This window comes from Mycobacterium bohemicum DSM 44277, from assembly GCF_001053185.1.
GTDB classification, from domain to species: domain Bacteria; phylum Actinomycetota; class Actinomycetes; order Mycobacteriales; family Mycobacteriaceae; genus Mycobacterium; species Mycobacterium bohemicum.
Genome location: NZ_CSTD01000001.1, coordinates 1,600,678 through 1,623,307 on the forward strand (window position 1 = coordinate 1,600,678; position 22,630 = coordinate 1,623,307).

Sequence of the window (22,630 nt, forward strand, 5' to 3'; positions counted from 1 at the left end):
ACCGCGAACGACGACGCAAGGAGACGCCATGCCCTCGATCACGCCCACGCTCTGGTTCGACAACAACCTGGAGGACGCGGCGCGGTTCTACACCTCCGTCTTCCCGAACTCGCACATCGAGGGCTTCAACGGGACCACCGAAGCGGGCCCCGGCGAGCCGGGCGCCGTCCTGTCGGGCAGCTTCATCCTGGACGGCACCCGGTTCATCGGCATCAACGGCGGCCCGATGTTCAGGTTCAGCGAGGCGGTGTCGTTCACGGTGCACTGCAAGGACCAGGACGAGGTCGACCACTACTGGGATCGGCTGACCGACGGCGGCGAGGAATCGCAGTGCGGCTGGCTCAAGGACCGCTTCGGCCTGAGCTGGCAGATCGTCCCGGACCGGCTCTACGAGCTGATCGGCGACCCCGACCGCGCCCGCGCCGCGGCCGCCACCCAGGCGATGTACGGCATGCGCAAGATCGTGATCGCCGACCTGGAAAGCGCGGCGGCGAGCGTGACCGCTCACTGATTGTTCGCCAAACGGCCTGTGGCCGTGAGAGTTTAGGACAGTGCAAGTCGCCCGTCCATCGCCCGTCGATGTGCCTGGGGGCCGCCGGGGTAGGTTATTCCCTGCGGATGCCCGGAGCATGGAGGGAACATGGCGGACGATGCTGGATGGCCCATCACGGTCGAGCGGCGCGCACCGGAATCCGGCCGGGTAGTTCGCCATGGGTGAGCCCGGCTGGATCGACGTGCCGGGGCCGCCCTGCGACCTGAAGGCGCTCACCTGGGGTCCGAGCGACGGCCCGATCGCGCTGTGCCTGCACGGCTTTCCCGACACCCCCTACGGCTTCCGCAAGATCGCGCCCCGGCTGGTCGAGTCGGGGTGGCGGGTCGTCGCGCCCTTCATGCGCGGCTACGCGCCGTCGTCGATCCCGGCCGACGGCAGCTACCACATCGGCGCGCTGATGGACGACGCCCTGCGGGTGCGCTCGGCCGCCGGCGGCACCGACCGCGACGTCGTCATCGGCCACGACTGGGGCGCGATCGCGGCCACCGGACTGGCCGCCATGCCGGACAGCCCGTTCGCCAAGGCGGCCATCCTGTCCGTGCCGCCGTCCGCGGCGCTCCGGCAGCCCGACGGCGCGCGCGACCGGGCCCGGTTGGCCGGCCACCTCCCGCGTCAGCTGCTGCGCAGCTGGTACATCATCTATTTCCAGTCCCCGGTATTGCCGGAACGGTCGGCGTCCTGGGTGGTGCCGCTGCTATGGCGGCGGTGGTCGCCGGGCTATCACGCCGACAAGGATCTGCGTCACGTCGACGCGGCGATCGGCGCGCCGGAGAGCTGGCGGGCGGCGCTGGGACCGTACCGGGCGACCATCCGCAACACCCGGCCGCCGGAGCGGTACGCCGAGTTGAATCGGCTGTGGACCGAGAAGCCCGTGCTGTCGTGCCTGTACCTGCACGGCCGCGACGACGGTTGCATGTCACCGGTTTTCACCCGCTGGGTGGAAAAGGTGCTGCCGCCCGGCAGCCAGACCGAGATCGTCGACCGGGCCGGGCATTTCCTGCAGCTCGAGCAGCCGGGCAAGGTCGCCGACCTGATCCTCGGCTTCATCGGCTCGGCCGACTGAACGCCGGTGGGCTGATGGCCGCCGGGCAGCGGATGACGGCCGTCGACGCGCAGTTCTACTGGATGTCGGCGAAAGTCCCCAGCGACCAATTCCTGCTCTACGCGTTCGAGGGTGAACCCTCCCGCTACGAGCGGGCCGTCGAGGACGTCTGCCGGCGGGCGCGCGCCTGCCCTGAGTTCACAATGCGGCTCAGCGACGACGGTGGCCCGAAGTACCCCGTGTGGGTGCCGGCCACCGTCGGCCCCGAGCGGGTGGTCCGCCACGACGCCGCGGACTGGGGCGAATGCCTGTCCACGGTCGCCGGCCTGCCCCGCGACCAACTGGACGTCCGTCGCACGCCGTGGCGGCTGCACGTATTCGGCCCGGTGCTCGGCGTTCCCGGTGTCGACGGGCCCGGCACCGTCGCCGTGCTGCAGGTCCCGCACGCGCTGTCGCCGGCGATGGGCCTGACGCACGGCGTGCACGGCATCGGCGACACGATTGCGATCAGCGTGCACGCGGCGGAGTCGGCCGTTCCCGACATCGACGCGTATATGGAGCTACTCGACGGGTTGCTGTGAACTAGTGCGCGTCGCCGGTTCTCGCCGCCTGCTCGCGCGTGAGGCCGGCGGCGACGATCATCTCCTCGTGCAGTTCGAACCACACCGTGTGGTAGGAGTCCACGAGTGGCTTGGTCAGCCACGCGGTGTCGCCGGCCTTGATCTTGTCCAGTGCGGCAGACAGCTTCGTCGAGTAGGCGCTCAGCCGCGGTACCTGCTCAGCCGCCGCCCCAATAATCGGAATGACCCGCGCGTGGACGTCGTCGAGGCGGGCCAACACCGCGGCGTCGTATGCGGCGTCGTCGTGGTCGTTGGGGGTGCCGTCTGGTCCGCCCTTGAGCTGCCAGTCGGTCAGCAGGGACTTGAGGTCGCCGTTCACGGCGCGAAAGTCGTTGTGGGCGGCGGTCATCGCCGCGGAGTCGATGCCCTTGCGCTCCTCGGCGAGCAGCGCGTTGAGCCGGGCGCGGCCGCTGGGGCTGATCCGCAGCCCCGCGCCGTCGATCAGCAAGCCCGCGGCGGCCAAGTCCCCGACGACGGCGCTGAGGTCGGCGGCGTCCTCGTCCAGGGTCGCGGCCAGGCCCTCCAGGCTTGTCCGGCCCTTGAGCCGAACCGCCTGCAGCACTGTCAGTTCGGTCACCTGCCGAATCCGCGGGCCAGCCGCAACGCGGTCAGCATGGTGATGAGCGGGGCGGGCGACACCACGTCGGCGAGGCCGCTTTCCAGGGCCGCGCGCACGGCGGCGTCGGTGGTGTCGTCCAGCCGTGGGTGGTCGCCGGTGGTGTGGGCGCGCAAAGGACTGACGCGCCGTGCGATCTCGCCCAACTCCCGCAGTTCGGGCGTGTCGTCCTCCGACCACACCGACAGCGGCAGAATGCCTTCGCGCACTTCGCCTTCGGTGCCGTCGACGGTGATCTGCCTGCCGGCGAGCGCCGCCGCAACCCCGTGGCCGCAGCCCACCACCGCGACCCGGCCGAGTTCGCGGCTGACCACCGCCGCGTGGCTGGCGGCGCCCCCGACCTCGGTCACGATGCCCTGTGCGGCGAGCATTCCGAGCACGTCCTCCGGCCGGGTGTGATCGCGGACCAAGATCACATGTTCGCCGCGGTCCGCGGCGTCCAGCGCCTCGTCCACGTCGGTGTAGGCCCGGCCGCTGACCACTCCCGGGCAGGCGGGCTGTCCTTTCGCCAAAAGCTTTGCGGATAACCGGGTTTCGGGTTGCAGGGATGGTAGCAGCAGGGCTTCGACATGACCAGGGGTCACGCGGGCCAGCGTCTCGGCCTCGTCGATGAGGCCCTCGTGGCGCAGTTGCAGCACCAGCCGCACCGCCGCCTGGGCCGACCGTTCGGCCGCCCGGGTCTGGAGCAGCCACAGCGTGCCGTCCTCGACGGTGAACTCGATCTCCTGGACGTCGGACGCGAGTCCTTCCAAGCGGCCCGCGGCGTCCAGCAATTCCTCGTAGACGCGCGGTTGCTCTGCGCGCAGCGCGGCGATCGGTTCGACGTCGAGGGATCCCGACACCACGTCGTCGCCCTGGCCGCCGGGCAGCCATTCACCGAACGGCTCGCGCGCGCCGGTGATCGGATTGCGCGAAAACAGCGCGCCGGAACCTGAGTTGGGCCCGAGGTTGCCGAAGACCATCGCCTGCACGACGACGGCCGTGCCGCCCTGGTCGTCGAGGCCGTAGTGATTGCGGTAGGCCACCGCGCGCGGGGAGTTCCAGGAGTCGAACACGGCCTTGATGCCCGCCCGCAATTGCGCGTAGGGGTCGTCGGGAACCGGTTCGCCCACGATGCGCCGGTAGATGCGGTCGAACCGACGACGGGTGTCCGCCGCGAACGCCGCGGCGCCCGCCCCGCCGAGTGCGCGTTCGACTCCGTCGTCGATGCCCAGGTCCAGGATCGTGTCCATCATGCCCGGCATGGAGTGGGTGGCCCCCGACCGAACGCTGACCAGCAGCGGGCGCGGACCGCGCCCGAAGGTCCGCTCGGTCTCCCGTTCCAGCCAACCCATGCCGTCGAGGACGTCGTCCCAGATCGCGTCCATCGTCGCCTCGGGTTCAGCCAGGTACCGGACACCCACCTCGGTCGTGATGCAGAACGCCGGCGGTACCGGCAAACCCTGCCGGAGCATCGCTTCGACGCCGTGGCCCTTGTTCCCCAGGATCTCCCGGGGGTGGTCTGCGTGGCCGTCCAGCAGGACCACGGTGTTGCGCAGGGTGCCTTCGGGGGAGAACAGGCCCCGTGCGATCTGAGCCGTGGTGCACCCCCTCCCTCTCCAGCCGGTCGGTCCGGCAAACATCAGAACGCCCGCTATGTTCCCACACGAATCGCCGGCCCCATCCGCGCGGCGCTCCTGTCGTCCGGTCTACCGCATGATCTAGGTTTGCAGCTATGACTCCGTATGACGTCGGATTGCTGATTCTGCGGCTGGTGCTGGGCCTGACACTGGCCGCCCACGGTTTGAACAAGTTCTTCGGCGGTGGCCGCATCCCCGGTACCGCCCGGTGGTTCGAGAGCATCGGAATGAAGCCCGGGAAGTTTCACGCCACCGTGGCCGCCACCACCGAGACCGCCGCCGGTTTGGGCCTGGCGGCCGGCCTGCTCACGCCCATCCCGGCGGCGGGTTTCGTCTCGTTGATGCTGGTCGCGGCGTGGACAGTGCACCGCGCCAACGGCTTCTTCATCGTCAAGGAGGGCTGGGAGTACAACCTGGTCCTGGCGCTCAGCGCCGTCGTCGTCGCCACCCTCGGCGCGGGCCGGCTCAGCCTGGACTGGCTGATTTTCGGCAAGAACTGGTTCGACGGCTGGCAGGGCCTGGCGATCTCGCTCGGCCTCGGCCTGGCCGGCGCCATCGGCCAGCTGGTGATCTTTTACCGGCCGCCGGTCAAACAAGCCCGATAGCTAAGGGTCGTCCTCGTCCGCCGCCGGTCGTTCGTAGTGGTGGAAGCCGTTCGTTCTCGGTTGTCCGTAGTCCAGGTGGGGCGGCGGTATCCATTCGGTGTCGCCATCGGGGTTTCTGCGGGTGGCCCAGCCTTTGTCGAGCAATCGGTGGTGGGTTCCGCAAGCCAGGGTGAGCTCGTTGATGTCGGTGCGACGGGTGCTGGCCCAGTCTCGGACGTGATGCACTTCGCAGTGGTAGCCGGCCACGTCGCACCCGGGTGCCGAGCAGCCGCGGTCCTTCGCGTACAGCACGATTCGCTGCCCGGGCGAGGCGAGGCGTTTCGTGTGGTAGAGCGCCAGCGCCCTGCCCTTGTCGAAGATGGCGAGGTAGTGGTGCGCGTGGCGGGCCAGGCGGATGACATCGCTCATCGGCAGCAGGGTGCCGCCGGCGGTGAGCCCCTTCCCGGCCGCGGATTCCAGGTCCGTCAGCGTCGTGGTGACGACGATGGAGACCGGTAACCCGTTGTGCCGTCCCAGTTCTCCGCTGGCCAGCATCGCCCTCAGCGCGGCGTTCAGGGCGTCGTGGTTGCGTTGGGCGGGGCTGCGGGTGTCGCGTCGGACCGCTTCCTCGCCCGGTGTGCCGTCGACCGTCGGGGTTTCGTCGGCGGGGTTGCACATGCCGGGGGCGGCCAGCTTGGCCAGCGCGGCCTCCAGGGTGATACGGGCCTCGGGGCTCAGCCACCCGCGCAGGGGCGACATCCCGTCGATGTCCTGCTTGCCCAGCGTCAGTCCCCGGCGGCGGGCGCGTTCTTCGTCGCTGAAGTTGCCGTCGGGGTTGAGATAACAGGCCAGCCGGTCGGCGGCTTTGCGCAGCGTCTCGGGCCGTTGTTCGCAGGCCCAACGCGCCAGATCGGCCTCCGCGGCGTCCCGCGTGGGCGCGTCGACCCAGCAGGGCAGCGCATCGAAGAACCCGCGGATGACCGCCACGTGGGCGGCGCCGATGCGCCCGGCGGTCATCGCCGCGCGGGCGCCCAGGTCGCGGGCCTCGTTGAGGCGGCGGGTGGCCTCGCTGCGCGAGATGCGCAGCCGGTCGGCCAAAACATGGGTGAGCTTCCCGCCGATCTCGGCCGGCGTGGCTTGGCGGTCGATTTGGTTGATCAGTTGGTGACCGGCAACCGGGAGTCGGCGCGTTTCGCGCTCCAGCCGCTCGAGGTAGGTCATTCGGTCCCGGGTGGTCAAGTGTCGTAGGAGTGCCCGATGACGCGCGAGATGACCTCGTGCAGCGCGGCGAAATCCGCCGCGACCTCATCATCGGTACTTGCCTGCATGTCCGAATGGTATGGCGGCGCACCGGCAAGAATCCGCCGCGCCGAAACCAGTGCAAACTATTGGGGCAGAAGTGATTTGATCACCCCACCCGGGCGGCCTCGGCTTCCCGCACTTCCTTCGCCGCCCGCTCGCCGGACCGGATCGCACCGTCGATCCAGCCGCACATGACGGTGGAGCTCTCGGTCCCGGCCCAGTGGATGCGGCCGCAGGGCTCGCGCAGGGTGTAGCCGAACTCGGTGAGCACCCCGGTCGGCGTGTGGCCGATCATCCCGCCCCCGGAGTAGCGCTCCACCGTCCAGTTCTGCTCGTGGAACTCGCGGTGCGCGTTGGCCTTGTCGCCGAACCGATCGACGAGCTCACCGATCACGATCGCCTTGCGTTCGGCGGGGTCGAGGCTGCCGAGCCGACGCGCGGCCGGTCCTTCGGTGATAACGCACATGATCCCCGGGTCCGCGGTGTTGGTGCAGGCGTCGATGGTCAGGCTCGCGGGGGATCCCGGCGCCGCCGACTGACCGGAGAATCCGGCCGCGCGCCAGAACGGCTCGTCGTAGACGATCGAGATCTTCATGACAGCGCCGCTGGGCATGCGCTGGTTCAGAAACGCCCGGTCGACCGGCAGCATCGGCTCGTAGAGGATCGATGACGCGATCGCCATCGGGATCGCGACGATGACCCGTCGCGCCCGGACGGTCATGTCGTCGGCGCGGACGGTCACGCCGGCGCCGTCGTGGTCGATCTGCCGGACCGGCTGCGAAAGATGCAGTGCGTCACCGAGTTCGGCGGCGATCGGGCCGTAGATGGCGCCCATCCCGCCGACCGGGCGGGCGTCCTGTGCACCGCCCTCCCCCGAGATGACGAAGGTGGGTCCACCGGCCGAACCCATCTGGGTCAGCACCCAGAGCATCGAGACCTCGGACGCCGCAGACGTGTACGCGCCCGCAATCGCCATTTCCAGCATCTCGCGGGCGGCCCGCGACATCGTGTTCTTGTCCAGCCACTCGGCCAGGCTGATCCTGTCCCATTCCGCGGCTTGCTTTGCCTCCCAAGGGGCTTCCCGCGGAATTGATTTGCACATGTTCTCGATCGACAGCAGGCCGACGCCCAGGTTGGCCACCGCCCACGGGCTCATGCTCCAGGGGATGGTGCCCCCGTAGCGGTGTTTCTTGCCGTCGACGATCATCATGGCGTCGCCGTCGTTGTGCTGCTTGTACTCCGGCACCCCGAACTCGCGCATCAGGGCATGGACGCGATCCTGGCCCGGGCCGATCCACGCGCCGCCACGATCGACCCATGATCCGTCGGGACGGTACTCGGTGAACGTGCGGCCGCCGACCCGGTCACGCGCCTCGAGCACGGCGACCGAATGTCCCGCCCGTTTGAGGCGCAGGGCGGCCGTCAGACCCGCGAACCCGGCACCGACCACACAAAAATCGACGTCCGTCACGACCAACTCCTCATCGGGCCGCCCCAGCAGGAAAAATACACCGATCACGACGGCGGCAACAGCGCGTTCACCCGGATCTCCCGGAAGTCGATGCGCCCTATTGATCGAGTGTTTCCCAGAATCCGGAAAGAGCCGCCGCGCCGCGGGCCGGGTCCTGCAGCATCCACCAATGCCCCAGTCCCTCAAGCACTTCCGTGCGGGCTCCGGCCCGATCAGCCGCCCGGCGCCGCAGCTCGTCGGAGCCGACGTAGTGGTCGTCGGTGGCGAGTAGGGATAGCCCCGGCCGCGCGGCGGCGTTGGGCAGGTCGCGGCCGGCCTCGGCCACAGCGGGCTGGCGCGCCGAGCGGTACAACGCCAGGATCGCGCGGCCCATCTCCGGACCCTGCGCCGCGGCGATCTCGGTGGCGATGTCCATCGGTACGCCCAATGCGGCCATCTGCTGCGCGCGGTCCTCGACCGTCCCGCCCAGCATGGTGTCCACCAGCTTTTCGCCCTCGACGGGGGTTTGCCAGACCTGCGCGAGGTCATGCCAGACGTAGTCGGGGTCGAAGACGCCGACGATGTCGCTGGCCCAGCTGCGCACCAGCTCCGGTCGGTGCATCACCACGTTCACCACGTGGCCGCCGCCCCAGTCGTGCCCGACCAGGTCAACCGGTCCGCCGATGGCCTCGAGCTGTGTCTCCAGCCAGTCGCGATAGGCGAGATAGGTGGCTGGAAAGCTGTCCTCGAGCGGGGCGCCGAACCCCGGTGGCGACAGCAGCACCACATCGTCGCGCCCCAGTGCGCCGATCAGTGGGCCCCAGATGGCGTCGGTCTCCGGGTTGCCGTGTACGAAGACGATCGTCATGCCCCACATCCTGCGGGAGCCGGCGATAAATCGCGAGGGTCCCGTCCAGGTAATCATTGATCATGCTGGTGCACACCGTTCGGACCCGGCGCAGCGCCGAGGACTTCCCGCGCCGCGAACACTTGGCGGCCAAGATCGCAGACGTCGCCGCCGACCCGGTCGCCGTCGAGGCGGACGTCGCGCAGATGCTGGCCAACCGGATCATCGACAACGCGGCCGTGAGCGCCGCCGCCGTGCTGCGCCGGTCGGTCACGGCCGCGCGGGCGCAAGCCATGGCGCGCCCCGCGGCGCGCGGGGCGAAGGTGTTCGGGGTCGACGGCGACTTCCCGACGGAATGGGCGGCCTGGGCCAACGGTGTCGCGGCGCGCGAACTCGATTTCAACGACACGTTCTTGGCCGCCGAATACGCCCATCCCGCCGACAACATCCCCCCGCTCGTCGCGATCGCCCAGCAGATGGACGTCGCCGGGAGCGATCTGCTTCGCGGCCTGGCGACCGCCTACGAAATCCACATCGACCTGGCCCGCGGAATCTGCCTGCACGAGAACAAGATCGACCACGTGGCACATCTGGGCCCCGCGGTGGCCGCCGGCATCGGCACGATGCTGCGGTTGGACACCGACACCATCTACCAGGCCGTGGGCCAAGCGCTTCACCTGACGACCAGCACCCGTCAGTCCCGCAAGGGTCACATCTCCAGCTGGAAGGCGTTCGCGCCGGCGCACGCCGGAAAGGTCGCCATCGAAGCGGTCGACCGGGCGATGCGCGGCGAGGGGGCGCCGGCGCCGATCTGGGAGGGCGAAGACGGGGTCATCGCCTGGCTGCTGGGCGGTCCGGAGCGCGAATACCGCGTGCCGCTGCCCGCTCCCGGCGAGCCCAAGCGGGCGGTCCTGGACAGCTACCCCAAAGAGCATTCGGCGGAATACCAGTGCCAGGCGCCGATCGACCTGGCCCGGCGGCTGTCCGCGCGCATCGGTGACCTCGATCAGGTGGCGACGATCGTCCTGCACACCAGCCACCACACCCACGTCGTGATCGGCACCGGATCCGGGGACCCGCAAAAGTTCGACCCCGACGCGTCCCGGGAAACGCTGGACCACTCGCTGCCCTACGTGTTCGCCGTCGCGCTGCAGGACGCAACCTTCCACCACGAACGGTCCTACGCCCCCGAGCGGGCCCGCCGGTCCGACACCGTCGCGTTGTGGCGCAAGATCTCGACCGTCGAGGACCCCGAATGGACCCGCCGCTATCACTCCACCGATCCGGCCGACAAGGCGTTCGGGGCGCGCGCCGAGGTCACGCTGAAGGGCGGCGCGGTGATCACCGACGAGCTGGCGATCCCCGACGCCCATCCGCTGGGGGCCCGGCCGTTCCGGCGTCCGCAGTACGAGCAGAAGTTCGCCGAACTCGCCGACGGAATAGTGGAACCGCTCGAGCAGCAGCGATTTCTGTCCGCCGTCGAATCATTGGCCGACCTCGAGGGCGGCGCCGTGAGCGCGCTGAACTTGGTCGTGGATCCGCGGGTGCTGGCGACGGCGCCCCGGATCCCGCCGGGGATCTTCCGCGACTGATTCGAGCCTAGGAAGGGCCGCCGTATTGCCACACCAAAAGGTGGGCGCCGGTCATGTCCGCTCCGGCGGCGCCCGCCCCGGCGATGACGGCGATGGTTGACGCGGCGGCAATGCCCCCACCCGTGATCCACTGAAGTCTGCTCATGACGGGATCTCCTCGGCGGTTGACCAGGCAATCCACGGTATCCGGAGATAAATGCTGTGGGAAGGTCTGCCCACGCGGCTAGAACGCGTTCTAATCTTTGGAACCATGGGATTCCTGAAGCCTGACCTGCCGCAGATCGAGATGGAGGAATGGAACAAGGGCACCCGCAGCGAGAAGATACGTCCGATGGCCAGGCACTGGGCCGAGGTCGGCTTCGGCACGCCGGTCGTCTTGCACCTCTTCTACGTTGTCAAGATCCTGCTCTACATCCTCGGCGCCTGGCTGTTCGCGTCGGCCACCAGCGGACTCGGCGGGTTCACCCACGTCGCGTCGTGGTGGTCGGAACCGATCGTGTTCGAAAAGGTCGTGCTCTACACGATGCTGTTCGAGGTGATCGGGCTCGGCTGCGGCTTCGGGCCGCTGAACAACCGGTTCTTCCCGCCGATGGGCTCGATGCTTTATTGGTTGCGCTTCGGCACCATCCGGCTACCACCATGGCCGGACCGGGTCCCGTGGACCAAGGGCACCAAACGCACGCCGGTGGACGTCGCGCTGTATGCGCTCCTGCTGCTGGTGACGCTGCGGGTGCTGTTCTGCGACGGGAGCGGCCCGGTACCGGAACTCGGCACCACCGTCGGGCTGCTGCCGACGTGGCAAATCGTACTGATCCTGCTGATCCTCGCCGTGCTCGGCCTGCGTGACAAGGTGATCTTCCTGGCCGCCCGCGGCGAGGTCTACGCGACCATGGCGGTGACGTTCCTCTTCGGCGCGGACATGATCGTGGCGTCCAAGGTGGTTTTCATGGTCATCTGGATGGGCGCGGCGACCTCGAAGCTCAACAAGCACTTCCCGTTCGTGATCTCGACGATGATGTCCAACAACCCGCTGATGCGGCCAAAGTGGCTGAAAAGGCGTTTCTTCGAACGGTTCCCGGATGATCTGCGTCCCGGCTGGATGTCGCGGTGGCTGGCCCATGTGAGCACCGCCATCGAGATGCTGGTTCCGCTGCCGCTGTTCTTCTGCCATGGCGGCTGGCCGACGACGGTGGCCGCGATCGTCATGGTGTGCTTCCACCTGGGGATCCTCGTCTCGATCCCGATGGGCGTGCCGCTGGAATGGAACGTCTTCATGATCTTCGGTGTGTTGTCGTTGTTCGTCGCGCACGCGCGGCTGGGGCTGAGCGACCTGCGGCATCCGGTGGCCGTGGCCATACTGTTCGTCGTGATCGCGGGAATCGTCCTCGCGGGCAACATGTTTCCGCGCAAGATCTCGTTCCTGCCGGGCATGCGGTACTACGCGGGTAACTGGGACACCACGCTGTGGTGCATCAAGCCGTCGGCCAGCGAGAAGATCACCCGGGGGATCGTGGCGATCGCCAGCATGCCGCAGGCCCAGCTGGAGCGGTTCTACGGCAGTCCGGAGGCGGCGCAGATCCCCATCTACATGGGATATGCGTTCCGCGGCTTCAACACTCACGGCCGCGCGCTGTTCACGCTGGCGCACCGCGCGATGGCCGGGCACAACGAGGACGACTACGTCATCACCGACGGGGAGCGGATCTGCAGCACCGCGATCGGCTGGAATTTCGGCGACGGCCATATGCACAACGAGCAGTTGATCGCCGCCCTGCAGCAACGCTGCCACTTCCAGCCCGGCGAGGTGCGGGTCGTGTTGCTCGACGCGCAGCCGATCCACAAGCAGACCCAGGCCTACCGGCTGGTGGACGCCGCGACCGGTGAATTCGAGCGCGGCATCGTGCGGGTCGCCGACATGGTGACCCGCCAGCCCTGGGCCGACGACGTCCCGGTGGAAGTGCTTGGTTAGTTCCGCCGGGAACAGGCCGTCGTCCCGGCGAGTCAGCCGGCCAGCGCCTCGGCGATGGGGGTGTCGCCGTTGTTGAAGTCGATGGTTCTGCCGATCGTCGAGTCGTCCGCGAGGACCGCGGCCACGACGTGCGCGACGTCCGCGCGCGAGACCTCCCCCGTTCCCGCCCCGAGGGCGATCCGGCCCGTCGGCGCGTCCAGGGTGAGCCGACCCGGCCCCAGGACGGTCCAGTCCAGGCCGCTGGCCCGCAAATGGGCATCCGCCGCCGCCTTGGCCTCCGCGTAGTGGAAGAACGAATTCTCCCGCGCAACGCCATGATCCGTGCCGGCGCCGAAGTACGACACCATCACGAATCGCCGCACCTCCGCCAGTGCGGCGGCGTCGATCACCCGGATGGCGGCGTCTCGGTCGACGGCGTAGGTCCGCGCCGGGTCGCCCCCGCCGGCCCCGGCGGAAAAGACGACTGCGTCGTGGCCGGCCAGAATTTGCTCCAGCGCACCGGTACCCAGTCGCTCGATGTCGGCGACCACCGGGTGCGCGCCGGTGGCCGCGACGTCGTGGGCGTGGTCGGGGTTGCGGAAGACCGAACTGACGTGGTCGCCGCGCACGCTGAGGATCCGGGCCAGCTGCAGCGCGACCTTGCCGTGGCCGCCGATGACGACGATGCGTGCCATAGCCCGACGTTAGCGTCCGCGCCGGCCGCCCGACTGGCCGGGCGCTCGACGGTCCACTGTGTTGATGGTGGCGACCCGCTTCGCCCGGCTACGCCGCGCTCGCGATCTCCACTAGCTCGATGGTGGCGACCCGCGTCGCCCGGCTACGCCGCGCTCGCGATCGCCACTGTTGATGGTGGCGACCCGCGTCGCCCGGCTACGCCGCACTCGCGATCGCCACTAGAGCTTGACGCGGCCCATGATGATGTCGATGATCGGCTTGCCCGGCGGGTAGGCGTTGGTCAGCGAGGCCATCGTGTGCCCGTAGTCCACGAGCAGGGTGATCCCGTTGACGCCGAAAGCTGCGGCGCTGTTGAGGAATGCCATCACGTCGCCCATTTGCTCCGGGGTGTGCACCTTGGAACCGGTTTCGTCGCGGTAGTCCTGGGCGAAGGTGAGCCACAGGTCGGCGTTGGACTGCGCCAGGGGGGTGTCGGTGGGACCCGGGCAGATCGCGTTGATGCGGACGCCCTTCTTGAGCAGGGGATAGCCCTGCGTCGCGACGTAGGCGTTGATCGCCTTCTTGGAAAAGCCGTAGTGGATGATGCCTTCGGGCTCGCGTGCCTTGGCCCAGGCGTCGGCCGCCGCGAAGTCCGGCGTGGCGAGGAATTCGTTCAGCAGGTCGAGGTCGTTCTCCCATCCCATGCCGGCGACCGAGGAGATGAAGCAGATCGCCGAGCCGGACGGAAGCTGATTGTTCTCCAGGAGCCGGTCGATGAGGTGACGGTGGCCGATGAAGTTGATCTTCATCAGGTCGGGCCCGTCGGCGATCCCGGCGGCCGAGAACACGGCATGAACCGGGCCGCCCACCTGCTCGAGCGCGGAGTCGATCGACGCGGGATCGCGCAGATCGACCTGGATGGCCTGGGCGACGTCGTAGCTCACCGGCGCATAGTCCAGCACGATGACTTCGGCGCCGAGCTCCCCGGCAGACTTGGCCGCCGCCGCGCCCATGCCGGTCGCGCCGCCAACAACCAGTGCCCGCTTGCCGTCGTAGCGCAGCCGGTCGACGATGGTCATGGAAATCCCCTTCTCAATAACTGCTAACCCGGTTCTAGTTGCCCAACTGTATGGGTAACAGTTTTTTCGTTCAATACCTACCCGCCCCGGACCGCGACACCCCGCAAAACGGTGTCGCGGACGTGGACGAGTCCGGCGCGTTTGCCGACTTCGCCGAGGATGTTCTCCGGTATCCACTGCAGTCCGATGACGCACCGCGCCAGCATCGTGGTGGACGGGGCGCCGATGTGGATCTCGCCCGAGCGGATCCCTTCCCCGATAAGTGTTTTCATCTGCCGAAGCCTGGTGGCGTACAACCAGCCCGGGTTGGGGGTGTCGGGCGGCGACTGGCGCATCCAGGCCAGCTGGATCCTGAACTCGTCGGAAAACCGGTCGAGTGCGTTGACGTTGACCCAGCTCAGCGCGTCCAGCTTCTCGATGGGGGTTGCGTCCGAGCGCAGGACGCTGACCCAGCCGGCCTCCACCTTTCGCCCGAACGATTCCATGATCGAGGCCAGCAGTGCGTCCTTCGACCCGATCACCCGGTAGACGGTTCCGGTGCCGAGGCCGGCCGCGGATGCGATGTCCCGGATCGTGGTGACCTCATACCCCCGGCGGCCGAATTCCGACCTGGCCACGGCGCGCACGTGCGCGGCTTTGTCGGTGGGGTCGGCGCAGCCGTCGTCCGACCACGTCTCGATGACGCGGTCGGCGGCCGCGAAGGCGGGGGACCGGTCCAGCGCCGAGTCGCTGGGCGCCCGAGTGGCCAAGCCCTGCAAGATGATTCGGCAAAGCAGTCCTGCGACCTGATCGGCGGCGGATCGGTGGCGCATGACGTCGAGCCCCACCTGCAGCATGGTCTGGCAGATGCGGTCGGCCAACGTGGGCAGGTCGATGTCGGCTTTGATGTAGCCGCTCCACCGGCCCGCGCGCAGCGTCTGCAGCATGGCCTCCTGGATGGCGACGGGCCGCTGCTGCGTGAGCTTCACCAACTCGGGGTCGGTGCTCGGTCCCTCGTAAAACGACATCTGGAGTGCCGCGCGATGGCGCACCGCGCAGCCGGCGATCGCCGATCCGAGCTCGATGACCTGATCCGGTATCGGCCTTTGGTCGGGCACGTCCAGTCTGGTCAGCGCGTCGCGCCCGATTCGGTCCAGCTCGTCCTGGTAGCGGTGGATCAGTTCGATCAGGATCGCTTCTTTGGATTCGAAATGGTGGTACAGGCTGCCCGGGAGAATGCCTGCGGCATCGGCGATTTCCTGCAGCGACGTGCGCAGGCCGGAGGTGGCGATCAACGAAGCCGCGGTCTGGAGTATCTCGTCGCGGCGAGTTCCGGATTCGTCGGTGGCCGACGAACGGCCCTTCGCCGCAGACAGAGATTTGGCCATGGCCTAGCGGTCCGCGAAGGGTGAGGACTGCGGGATCGCGACTGACTGCACTGGCCCTCCAGCCGAACCAAATCTTTGTTAAAGGCTACCAGATTACGCGGCAGTCGAATTCATCGTAGGCGGCCGCCCACCTCGATCAGGTAGCGGTCGGGTCCACCGAGGAACGCGCTCCAGCCCAGCAGGCGCTTGAGGTAGAGGTGGCTGTCGTGCTCCCAGGTGTAGCCGATGCCGCCGAAGATCTGGATCGCGGTGTCGCCCACGCCGGCCAACCGGCCGGCGAAAGCCTTGGCCCGCAGCGCCGCCAGGTGTCGCTCCTCGTCGTCGGCGTTGTCGGCGGCCCACAGGGCGTGGATCACGCCGCTGCGGGCCAGTTCCACCGTCTCGAACATGTCGACGCAGAGGTGCTGTACGGCCTGGAAGGAGCCGATGGCCTGCCCGAATTGCTTTCTCACCTTGGCGTATTCGATGGCCAGCTGCATGACGGCTCGGGCCGCGCCGACCGCGTCGGCGGCCGTGGCGATGAGCACGTCATCGACCACCGCCCCGAATGCGCCGGGCGAAAGACTGCCCAGCCAGTGCGCGGCGGCGTCGTCGAACTCGACCCGAAACCGCCTGCGGGTCTGGTCGACTCCGCGCTCCCAGGTCATCGAGACGCCGGCGAAGTGCGCCGGCACCGCAAAGAGCCCGATCGATCCCCGGAATTCGGCGAACACCAATAAGACGTCGGCCGCGGCGGCGTCGGGCATCACGGCCGAACCGCGCAGCCCGATGTCCGTGCCGCGTTCGACGGCCGCGACACCTGCGCCGATCTCCAGGGGACCGACCGCGGCGATGGTGCTGCCGTCGGCGATACCTGTCAAGATCGTGGGCGCCGCCGCGCCGGCCCGGAGCAACGCGCGCGGCGCGGCGACCGCGGCGGACAGCCACGGCCCGGGGTGCAGTGCGGCGCCCAGTTCTTCGGCGACGATCCCGGCTTCGAGCATGGTCATCCCGGCGCCGCCGCATTCGGTCGGCACCAACAGGCCGGTGGTCCCCAGGTCCGCCAGGCCGCGCCACACGGTCGTGGTGGTCCCCGTCTCGTCGTCGAGCAACGCACGCACATGCGTTGCTATGGACGCCTTCTCGGCCAGAAAACGGCGTGCGGTGTCGCGCAGTGCAAGCTGGTCGTCATCCAGTTCGAGGTTCATCGGCGCGGCAGTCCCAGTACGCGCTGCGCCGTGATGTTCTTGGTGATCTGCGTCGTGCCGCCCGCAATGGTCAGGGACCGCGACGTCAGGCGGTATTCGGCCCAGCGGTCCTTGGGTCCGCTGGCGCCGAGGGTGTCGAAGGCCAGCGCGGCCATGTCCTGCCCGATCTCGCCCCACACCGTCTTGGCGAGGCTGGCCGACCCCGGGTCGCCGCCGCCGTGCAGCGTGGCCGAGATCGATCGCTGGCAGAGCACCTCGAGATACTTGATGCGGACCGCGATCTCGCCGAGGCGCCGCAGCGTGACCGGGTCGTCGAGGACCCCGGCCTCCGCGAAGTCCGCCACGATTTCCTCCAGTCGCATCTGGAGCTCGGCGTAGAGCCGGGCCGCGCCGGCGCGCTCGTGGCTGAGCGTGGTGGTGGCCACCCCCCAGCCGCCGTTGAGCGGGCCCAACAGGGCCGAGGCCGGCACCCGCGCGTCGTGGAAGAACACTTCGGCGAAATCCGCGTCGCCGTTGAGCGTGACGAGCGGGCGGACCTCGATGCCGGGCAGCGTCATGTCCACGATCAGGCACGAGATTCCTTTGTGCTTCGGCGCTTCGGGATCGGTGCGCACGTACAGCTGACACCAGTCGGCGCGGTGCCCCAGCGAGGTCCAGATCTTCTGGCCGTTGACGACGAAGTCGTCGCCATCGCGGACCGCGCGGGTGCGCAGCGCCGCCAGGTCCGACCCCGCCTCGGGCTCGGACATGCCCTGGCACCAGATGTCGTCGGCGCGCATCATGCGGGGAAGCAGTGTCGTCTTCTGGGATTCGGACCCGTATTGCATGATCGCGGGCGCGATGTTGTTCATGCCGATGACGTTGAGCGGCAGGGGCGCTCGCGCGCGGGTGATCTCCTCGCTGTAGACGAGCTGCTCCAGAACGCCCGCACCGCGGCCGCCGTACTCGCGGGGCCACGAGACGGCCGCCCACCCGGCGTCGGCGATCGTGCGGTTCCACGCGCGCAGCAGCTCGAACGTCTCGTCGTCCCGGCCCGGGGATCGTCGGGCGGCGATGAGCTCGTCTGTGAGATTGCCCGACAGCCAATCACGCAACTCGGTGCGGAACTGCTCGACTTCCGTCGGGTAGGAGAAATCCACGGTCCTCGACTTCGCGTGATTGGCTGCGATCAAGCCGGACTTTACGGTGGAGCAGATTTTTGGTCAACAGCGTGGCTGGCGTTTCACCCGTTGCGCGGGGGCGTCGGGAAAGCGACGTCGGCGTTGTCGGGCATGGCGCTGATGCCGCGCCGCTCGCAGACTTCGAGCACCTCGTCGACGATCGATGTGGGCACCAGGAATTGCTCCGTGGCCGAGATCTGATCGAGGTGCGCCTCGATGTCCTCGGCCGCGGGGCAGCTGTCGGCGTCGGCCAGCCAACCCTGGCCGAGGCCGACGAACACCCGCGCGTAGCGCCCGGCCGCGGCCGAGAAGTTGCGGTGGGTGAACGTGCAGGCGGTGCTGGCGAGGAAGGTCACCAGGGGAACCACGAGTTCGGGCCGGATCGCGCGCATGAAGCCGGATTCGGCGAGGAACTTCGCATCGCCGACGGTCTCGGTGACCATTCGCGAGAATCCGGTCGGCATAACCGAGTTGGCGAGTATGCCGTGGGCCTCGCCTTCGATGGCGATCACGTTGGTCAACCCGATGAGGCCGGCTTTGGCCGCGGCGTAGTGGGCCTCCATGGGTTGGCCGAAGATCCCGGCGGAGGACGAGATGAACACGAACCGCCCACCGCCGTTGTCCTTCATCACCCGGTAGGCGGCCTGGGACAGATGAAAGCCCCCATCGAGGTGCACGCGCAGCATCCGCGTCCACTCGTCATGCGAGAGGTCTTCGAACGCAACGGTGCCGAAGATGCCCGCGTTGCTGATCACCGCGTCCAGCCGGCCGAACGCGCCCACGGCCGCGTCGATGATCGCCTGCCCGCCCGCGGGACTGTCGACCGAGTCGTGGGAGGCGATCGCCGTCCCGCCCGCCTTCTCGATCTCGGTGACCACCCGGTCGGCTACCGCGGCATCGGCGCCGTCCCCGCGCATCGACCCGCCGATGTCGTTGACCACCACCGAAGCGCCACGGCGCGCCAGGTCCAGCGCGTAAAGGCGGCCGAGGCCGCGGCCGGCACCGGTGACCACCGCCACCCGGCCGGTGAAATCAATCACGTTGTGCTCCCGCCCAAGTACGGCCGACACCCGATCGCATTGACCGCAACAAAGTCGGACTCTACGGTGGAACAGATATTTGGTCAACGACGTCCGGGATCGAGGTCCAGCCTTGGGGAACGACGCCCGTGCGGACCGTCCGGAAGGCCTGAGCATGTTCGCCTCCGCACTGGCCGGCAGCCCGGTCGCCGTTGCAGAGCTGCGACCGGGTGAGCCGCCGTGGACCGATGGCCAGACGATCTACCTCGACACCGCCGCACCGGTCCGCGCCAAGCTCGAAGCGGTTGCCGTGCACGCATCGATGATCGCGACGGGCAGCCTGGACCCGGCCGTGATGCGGTCCCTGGCCCGCCGCCCCCGGCTGGCCCGCCGCTATCTGGCGATCGAGGCTCACCGCGCGCTCGTCGCCCAGGGCGAGCTTCTCCCCGCCGTCCTGGCCTCGCTGGCCGACCGCGACATCGCGCGTCGCAGCGACTCGCCCGCGGCCTCGCTGGGTATCGCCAGGGGGCGGGCGGCGATCGACGACCCGCCGCCGGGATTCGGGATGATCCGCCCGGGAAAAGTCGTGGCCGCGAGACGGGCTGCCAAGCAAAAGGATTCGGCGAACTCTCGCCACTCCCCAAGGGGCCGGGCAACCCGGCGGCCGGCGGAACTCGACGACGGTGAGATCGATGACTCCGAGGGCCCGGATATGTTCACCAGCCCCGTCGGCGGGGCAGGTTTCATCGGCAAGTGGTTGAAGAAGCTGCTCTCGTCGGCGCGCAAGACCGGCAGCGGCGGCGGGCCGCCCGGGGCGGACACCACGACGCACCGGACGACGTCGGGAACCAGCGGGCCGAACTCCGTGTCCTCGCTCGCGTCGATGTCGAGCGAGGACACCGACGATCCGCAGGCCCACGCGGTCGCGGGCGCCGTGACGTATCCCGAATGGGATTTCGCGCGTCGCGCCTACCGGCCCGAGTGGTGCACCGTGCGGGAAGTGGAGCCGGCGGTCAAGGCGTCCGCGACCCAGGCCATCGACCCCGCCATCGGAGTGCGCCGCCCGCTGTCGCGGCTGGGCATGGGCCTGCACCGTCGGCGCCGGCAGGCGCAGGGCGACGACATCGACATCGACGCCGCCGTCGAAGCCCGCGTCGAGGTGCGTGCCGGCGCGGTCCCCGGCGAGGCGGTGTACCTCGACAGCCTGCGCCGCCGTCGGGACCTGTCGGTGCTGCTGCTCCTCGATGTGTCCGGGTCGGCGGCCGAGGCCGCGACCTCCGCGCGGACCGTACACCAACAACAGCGAGCGGCGGTTGCCGGCCTCGCCGTCGCGTTACACGACCTGGGCGACCGGGTTGCGTTGTACGCCTACTACTCTCAGGGCCGGCGCGCGGTGAGCTTGATGCCCGTCAAACGGTTCGACGACCACCTCGACACGCGCGTCATCAGGCGGCTGAACAGCCTGGAACCCGGCGCCTACTCACGACTCGGCGCGGCCATCCGGCACGGCTCGGCGGTCCTGGAGAAGCGCGGTGGCACGTCACGGCGGCTGCTGGTCGTGCTGTCCGACGGGCTGGCCTACGACCACGGATACGAGCGGGCCTACGGGGCCGCCGACGCGCGCCGCGCGCTGACCGAGGCCCGCCGCCGGGGGAACGGTTGCGTCTGCCTGACGGTCGGTGCGGGAACCGACGTGCAATCGCTGCGCGAAGTGTTCGGGGGCAGCGCCCACGCGTCGATCGCGCGACCGGACCAACTCGCCGGCGTGGTCGGACCGCTGTTCCGGTCGGCGCTGCGCTCGGCGGAGGTGCGCCGGCGGGTGTCGGACATGCGTACGGCGCGGCCGACGCCGCCGAACCGCCTTGATGACAATGCGTTCGGAGCTCGCGCCGGCGTCGTGCTTGAGGCAAACCTCAGTGCGCACTAGGCATTCACTACGACGGAAGGGTGGCCATGGCCGGCGAGGCGGAAACGGCGCGGCCCTACTACACGCGGATCGGCAACGAAGAGGCCGTCTTCAAAGCGGCCTATCGCCAGGGCCTGGCGCTCGTCCTGAAGGGACCGACCGGTTGCGGCAAGACCCGCTTCGTGGAGGCGATGGCCCACGATCTGGGCCGGCCCCTGATCACGGTCGCCTGCCACGACGACCTCACCACCGCCGATCTCGTCGGCCGGTACCTGCTGCGCGGTGACGAGACGGTGTGGGTCGACGGTCCGCTGACCCGCGCGGTGCGCGAAGGCGCGATCTGCTACCTGGACGAAGTCGTCGAAGCCAGGCAGGACACGACCGTTGTGCTGCATCCGCTCGCGGACCATCGGCGGCAGTTGCCGATCGAGCGTCTCGGCATCACGCTCGATGCCGCGCCCGGGTTCGGGCTGGTGGTCTCCTACAACCCCGGTTATCAAAGCGTGCTCAAGGACCTCAAGGATTCCACCCGCCAGCGCATGGTTTCCATCGAATTCGGCTTCCCCGCGGCGGATGTCGAGCAAGGCATCGTCGCACACGAAGCCGGCGTGGACGCGGCCACCGCGGCCGAGCTGGTGCGCTTCGGCCAGGCGATCCGCCGCCTGGAGACCGGCGGCCTGCGCGAGGTCGCGTCGACCCGCGTGCTGATCGCGGCGGGCAAGCTCGTGGCGCAGGGGCTGACCATGCCGGAGGCGGCGCGGGCCGCGATCGCCGGACCGCTCACCGACGACGTCTCGGTGGGCAGGGCCCTGAGCGAGATGATCGACCTGTACCTGGCGGGGACGGGGTGATTGACGCTGTATACAGCCGCGGCTAGAGTCTGAACAAATATTAGGTTCACATTGAATCGGCGCGTGGGCGCCTGACTTCGGGAGGTCGGATGTCCTACGAAAGCAGCGCGGAGCCGATCAAGGTCGGCTACCTGATGGACTTCACGCTCCCGCCGGGTTTCCCGGAGGAGATGAAGGCCGACTTCACGCGGTGCTTCGACCTGGTCTTCTCCGAGGCCGTGCAGCAGGGCCTGCTGGACCGGCCCGTGCAGATGCTGTACCGCGAAGTGGAGGGGCTGCCCAAGGGCTCGGTCAAGGCGGTGATCGACGCCTTCGGCGAGCTGGTCGACGAGGGCTGCCTGGTGGTGTTCGGCCCGCACATCACCGACAACTGCGTGCCCGCCCGCGAGGCGATCGAAGAGCGGTTCAAGGTTCCGGCGATCAGCGTCACGGGCACCGATGACTGGCTGGGCGAGTGGACCTTCGCCTTCCCCCAGGGCTCGATGACCGACGAGCCCATCTTCATCGCCGACCTTGTCGCCAAGCGGGGGCTCACCGAGATCGGCGTCCTCGTCGAGCAGAACCTGATCGGCGAGAGCTACCTGCGGAACCTGCGAAGCGCATGCCGGCGCAAGGGGATTCGCATCGTTGCGGAATCGGCGATCGCGCAGACCGCCCAGGACATCAACGAGGCCGTGCGCACCCTGCACGACGCGAAGGCGGAGGCGATCGTCCATCTGGGCTTCGGCTTCGGCATCGTGTTCATCAACCCGGCGCTGCAGGCCGTCGACTGGGACCCGCCGAGGTTCACGACCACCGCCTTCCAGAACGCCTGGGTGAACCCGATCATGTGGAACGCGTTCATCGGCTGGATCGGAGTCGACCAGTACGACGAGCGCAACCGCATGGGCCAGGACTTCCTCGACCGTTACGCGGCCGCCTACGGCGGCAGGCGACCCGAATACTGCGTGCCCGTGGTCAACCACGACGTCGCCGCCACGCTGGTGCGAGCGTTCGGCGACGCGCATCCGCTCAGCCCGCGCGGGGTCAAGGACGCGCTGGAACGGGTCAAGATGATGCCTGCCGCCGCGGGCGCACCCGGCACCCGGGTGTCCTTCGGCAAGTGGACGCGCCGGGCGTGGATGGGCGCCGGCTACCTGGTGGCGCGGACCCTGGACGCCGACGGCACCAACTCGCATCTGGTCGACCGCTTCGGCGAAGAAGGCTGACCCGG

At 68.9% G+C, this 22,630-nt stretch carries 19 protein-coding genes and 2 pseudogenes; 9 read left to right on the forward strand and 12 right to left on the reverse strand.

Annotation, left to right across the window (positions count from 1 at the left end; all coding sequences use genetic code 11):
- The first annotated feature begins 28 nt into the window (after positions 1-28).
- From BN971_RS07305 to BN971_RS07315, 3 genes and pseudogenes are all read left to right on the forward strand, one after another.
- Complete coding sequence (locus tag BN971_RS07305; protein ID WP_085180489.1) at positions 29-511, forward strand: VOC family protein; 483 nt, start codon at positions 29-31, stop codon at positions 509-511.
- Between the two features lie 199 nt (positions 512-710).
- A complete protein-coding gene (locus BN971_RS07310; protein ID WP_085180487.1) occupies positions 711-1,616 on the forward strand; it encodes an alpha/beta fold hydrolase in 906 nt (301 codons plus the stop codon).
- A gap of 14 nt (positions 1,617-1,630) precedes the next feature.
- Positions 1,631-2,047 (forward strand): annotated as a pseudogene (locus BN971_RS07315) (DUF1298 domain-containing protein); the annotation flags it as partial.
- 130 nt (positions 2,048-2,177) lie between these two features.
- Here BN971_RS07315 and BN971_RS07320 read toward each other — a convergent pair.
- Entirely contained in the window at positions 2,178-2,792 is a 615-nt protein-coding gene (locus BN971_RS07320) for a MarR family transcriptional regulator (RefSeq protein WP_085180486.1), read from the reverse strand.
- On the reverse strand, positions 2,789-4,357 hold the full coding sequence (locus BN971_RS07325; RefSeq protein ID WP_245836658.1) for a pyruvate, phosphate dikinase: 1,569 nt from the start codon (positions 4,355-4,357) through the stop codon (positions 2,789-2,791). The genes BN971_RS07320 and BN971_RS07325 overlap by 4 nt, the downstream gene beginning before the upstream one ends.
- 188 nt (positions 4,358-4,545) lie before the next feature.
- Here BN971_RS07325 and BN971_RS07330 point away from each other — a divergent pair, with 188 nt between their 5' ends.
- Positions 4,546-5,055, forward strand: coding sequence for a DoxX family protein (locus BN971_RS07330; protein WP_085180482.1), 510 nt, complete (start codon positions 4,546-4,548; stop codon positions 5,053-5,055).
- On the opposite strand, the pseudogene BN971_RS07335 reads toward BN971_RS07330, so the two are convergent.
- From BN971_RS07335 to BN971_RS07345, 3 genes and pseudogenes are all read right to left on the reverse strand, one after another.
- Positions 5,056-6,362, reverse strand: a pseudogene (locus BN971_RS07335) (HNH endonuclease signature motif containing protein).
- Between the two features lie 80 nt (positions 6,363-6,442).
- The gene (locus tag BN971_RS07340) at positions 6,443-7,807 is read right to left on the reverse strand and encodes a flavin monoamine oxidase family protein (protein WP_085180568.1); all 1,365 of its coding nucleotides are present in this window, start codon (positions 7,805-7,807) and stop codon (positions 6,443-6,445) included.
- A gap of 97 nt (positions 7,808-7,904) precedes the next feature.
- Entirely contained in the window at positions 7,905-8,654 is a 750-nt protein-coding gene (locus BN971_RS07345) for an alpha/beta fold hydrolase (RefSeq protein WP_085180480.1), read from the reverse strand.
- Between the two features lie 62 nt (positions 8,655-8,716).
- Here BN971_RS07345 and BN971_RS07350 point away from each other — a divergent pair, with 62 nt between their 5' ends.
- Positions 8,717-10,225 carry an MmgE/PrpD family protein gene (locus BN971_RS07350; RefSeq protein ID WP_085180478.1) on the forward strand — a complete coding sequence of 503 codons (1,509 nt, stop codon included), beginning with the start codon at positions 8,717-8,719 and terminating at the stop codon, positions 10,223-10,225.
- A 7-nt stretch (positions 10,226-10,232) separates the two neighbouring features.
- Here BN971_RS07350 and BN971_RS24970 read toward each other — a convergent pair whose 3' ends face one another.
- Positions 10,233-10,370 carry a hypothetical protein gene (locus BN971_RS24970; RefSeq protein WP_169718580.1) on the reverse strand — a complete coding sequence of 46 codons (138 nt, stop codon included), beginning with the start codon at positions 10,368-10,370 and terminating at the stop codon, positions 10,233-10,235.
- A gap of 105 nt (positions 10,371-10,475) precedes the next feature.
- Here BN971_RS24970 and BN971_RS07355 point away from each other — a divergent pair, with 105 nt between their 5' ends.
- A complete protein-coding gene (locus BN971_RS07355) occupies positions 10,476-12,194 on the forward strand; it encodes a DUF3556 domain-containing protein (RefSeq protein ID WP_085180477.1) in 1,719 nt (572 codons plus the stop codon).
- Between the two features lie 32 nt (positions 12,195-12,226).
- Here the strand turns inward: BN971_RS07355 and BN971_RS07360 are convergent, their stop codons facing one another.
- From BN971_RS07360 to BN971_RS07390, 6 genes are all read right to left on the reverse strand, one after another.
- Positions 12,227-12,868 carry an SDR family oxidoreductase gene (locus BN971_RS07360; protein WP_085180475.1) on the reverse strand — a complete coding sequence of 214 codons (642 nt, stop codon included), beginning with the start codon at positions 12,866-12,868 and terminating at the stop codon, positions 12,227-12,229.
- 219 nt (positions 12,869-13,087) lie between these two features.
- On the reverse strand, positions 13,088-13,927 hold the full coding sequence (locus BN971_RS07370; RefSeq protein WP_085180474.1) for an SDR family oxidoreductase: 840 nt from the start codon (positions 13,925-13,927) through the stop codon (positions 13,088-13,090).
- A 77-nt stretch (positions 13,928-14,004) separates the two neighbouring features.
- Positions 14,005-15,294, reverse strand: a complete 1,290-nt coding sequence (locus BN971_RS07375) for a TetR/AcrR family transcriptional regulator (protein ID WP_085180472.1) — start codon at positions 15,292-15,294, stop codon at positions 14,005-14,007.
- A gap of 110 nt (positions 15,295-15,404) precedes the next feature.
- Entirely contained in the window at positions 15,405-16,481 is a 1,077-nt protein-coding gene (locus BN971_RS07380) for an acyl-CoA dehydrogenase family protein (RefSeq protein ID WP_085180471.1), read from the reverse strand.
- Positions 16,478-17,620 (reverse strand): acyl-CoA dehydrogenase family protein, encoded by a 1,143-nt coding sequence (locus BN971_RS07385; RefSeq protein ID WP_085180567.1) that lies wholly within the window; start codon positions 17,618-17,620, stop codon positions 16,478-16,480. The genes BN971_RS07380 and BN971_RS07385 overlap by 4 nt, the downstream gene beginning before the upstream one ends.
- 83 nt (positions 17,621-17,703) lie before the next feature.
- Positions 17,704-18,681 carry an SDR family NAD(P)-dependent oxidoreductase gene (locus tag BN971_RS07390; protein WP_085180566.1) on the reverse strand — a complete coding sequence of 326 codons (978 nt, stop codon included), beginning with the start codon at positions 18,679-18,681 and terminating at the stop codon, positions 17,704-17,706.
- Between the two features lie 112 nt (positions 18,682-18,793).
- Here BN971_RS07390 and BN971_RS07395 point away from each other — a divergent pair, with 112 nt between their 5' ends.
- From BN971_RS07395 to BN971_RS07405, 3 genes are all read left to right on the forward strand, one after another.
- Positions 18,794-20,587, forward strand: a complete 1,794-nt coding sequence (locus BN971_RS07395) for a nitric oxide reductase activation protein NorD (RefSeq protein WP_085180469.1) — start codon at positions 18,794-18,796, stop codon at positions 20,585-20,587.
- A 26-nt stretch (positions 20,588-20,613) separates the two neighbouring features.
- Positions 20,614-21,417 carry a CbbQ/NirQ/NorQ/GpvN family protein gene (locus tag BN971_RS07400; protein ID WP_085180467.1) on the forward strand — a complete coding sequence of 268 codons (804 nt, stop codon included), beginning with the start codon at positions 20,614-20,616 and terminating at the stop codon, positions 21,415-21,417.
- Between the two features lie 89 nt (positions 21,418-21,506).
- A complete protein-coding gene (locus BN971_RS07405) occupies positions 21,507-22,625 on the forward strand; it encodes an ABC transporter substrate-binding protein (RefSeq protein ID WP_085180466.1) in 1,119 nt (372 codons plus the stop codon).
- Positions 22,626-22,630 lie beyond the last annotated feature (5 nt).

What these genes read in the sequence shown, in the direction of transcription:
- BN971_RS07380 (WP_085180471.1), bottom strand. Translation starts at nt 16,481, where the DNA reads ATGAACCTCGAACTGGATGACGACCAGCTTGCACTGCGCGACACCGCA.
- BN971_RS07375 (WP_085180472.1), bottom strand. Translation starts at nt 15,294, where the DNA reads ATGGCCAAATCTCTGTCTGCGGCGAAGGGCCGTTCGTCGGCCACCGAC.
- BN971_RS07355 (WP_085180477.1), top strand. Translation starts at nt 10,476, where the DNA reads ATGGGATTCCTGAAGCCTGACCTGCCGCAGATCGAGATGGAGGAATGG.
- BN971_RS07360 (WP_085180475.1), bottom strand. Translation starts at nt 12,868, where the DNA reads ATGGCACGCATCGTCGTCATCGGCGGCCACGGCAAGGTCGCGCTGCAG.
- BN971_RS07305 (WP_085180489.1), top strand. Translation starts at nt 29, where the DNA reads ATGCCCTCGATCACGCCCACGCTCTGGTTCGACAACAACCTGGAGGAC.
- BN971_RS07405 (WP_085180466.1), top strand. Translation starts at nt 21,507, where the DNA reads ATGTCCTACGAAAGCAGCGCGGAGCCGATCAAGGTCGGCTACCTGATG.
- BN971_RS07400 (WP_085180467.1), top strand. Translation starts at nt 20,614, where the DNA reads ATGGCCGGCGAGGCGGAAACGGCGCGGCCCTACTACACGCGGATCGGC.
- BN971_RS07345 (WP_085180480.1), bottom strand. Translation starts at nt 8,654, where the DNA reads ATGACGATCGTCTTCGTACACGGCAACCCGGAGACCGACGCCATCTGG.
- BN971_RS07330 (WP_085180482.1), top strand. Translation starts at nt 4,546, where the DNA reads ATGACTCCGTATGACGTCGGATTGCTGATTCTGCGGCTGGTGCTGGGC.
- BN971_RS07370 (WP_085180474.1), bottom strand. Translation starts at nt 13,927, where the DNA reads ATGACCATCGTCGACCGGCTGCGCTACGACGGCAAGCGGGCACTGGTT.
- BN971_RS24970 (WP_169718580.1), bottom strand. Translation starts at nt 10,370, where the DNA reads ATGAGCAGACTTCAGTGGATCACGGGTGGGGGCATTGCCGCCGCGTCA.
- BN971_RS07310 (WP_085180487.1), top strand. Translation starts at nt 711, where the DNA reads ATGGGTGAGCCCGGCTGGATCGACGTGCCGGGGCCGCCCTGCGACCTG.
- BN971_RS07350 (WP_085180478.1), top strand. Translation starts at nt 8,717, where the DNA reads ATGCTGGTGCACACCGTTCGGACCCGGCGCAGCGCCGAGGACTTCCCG.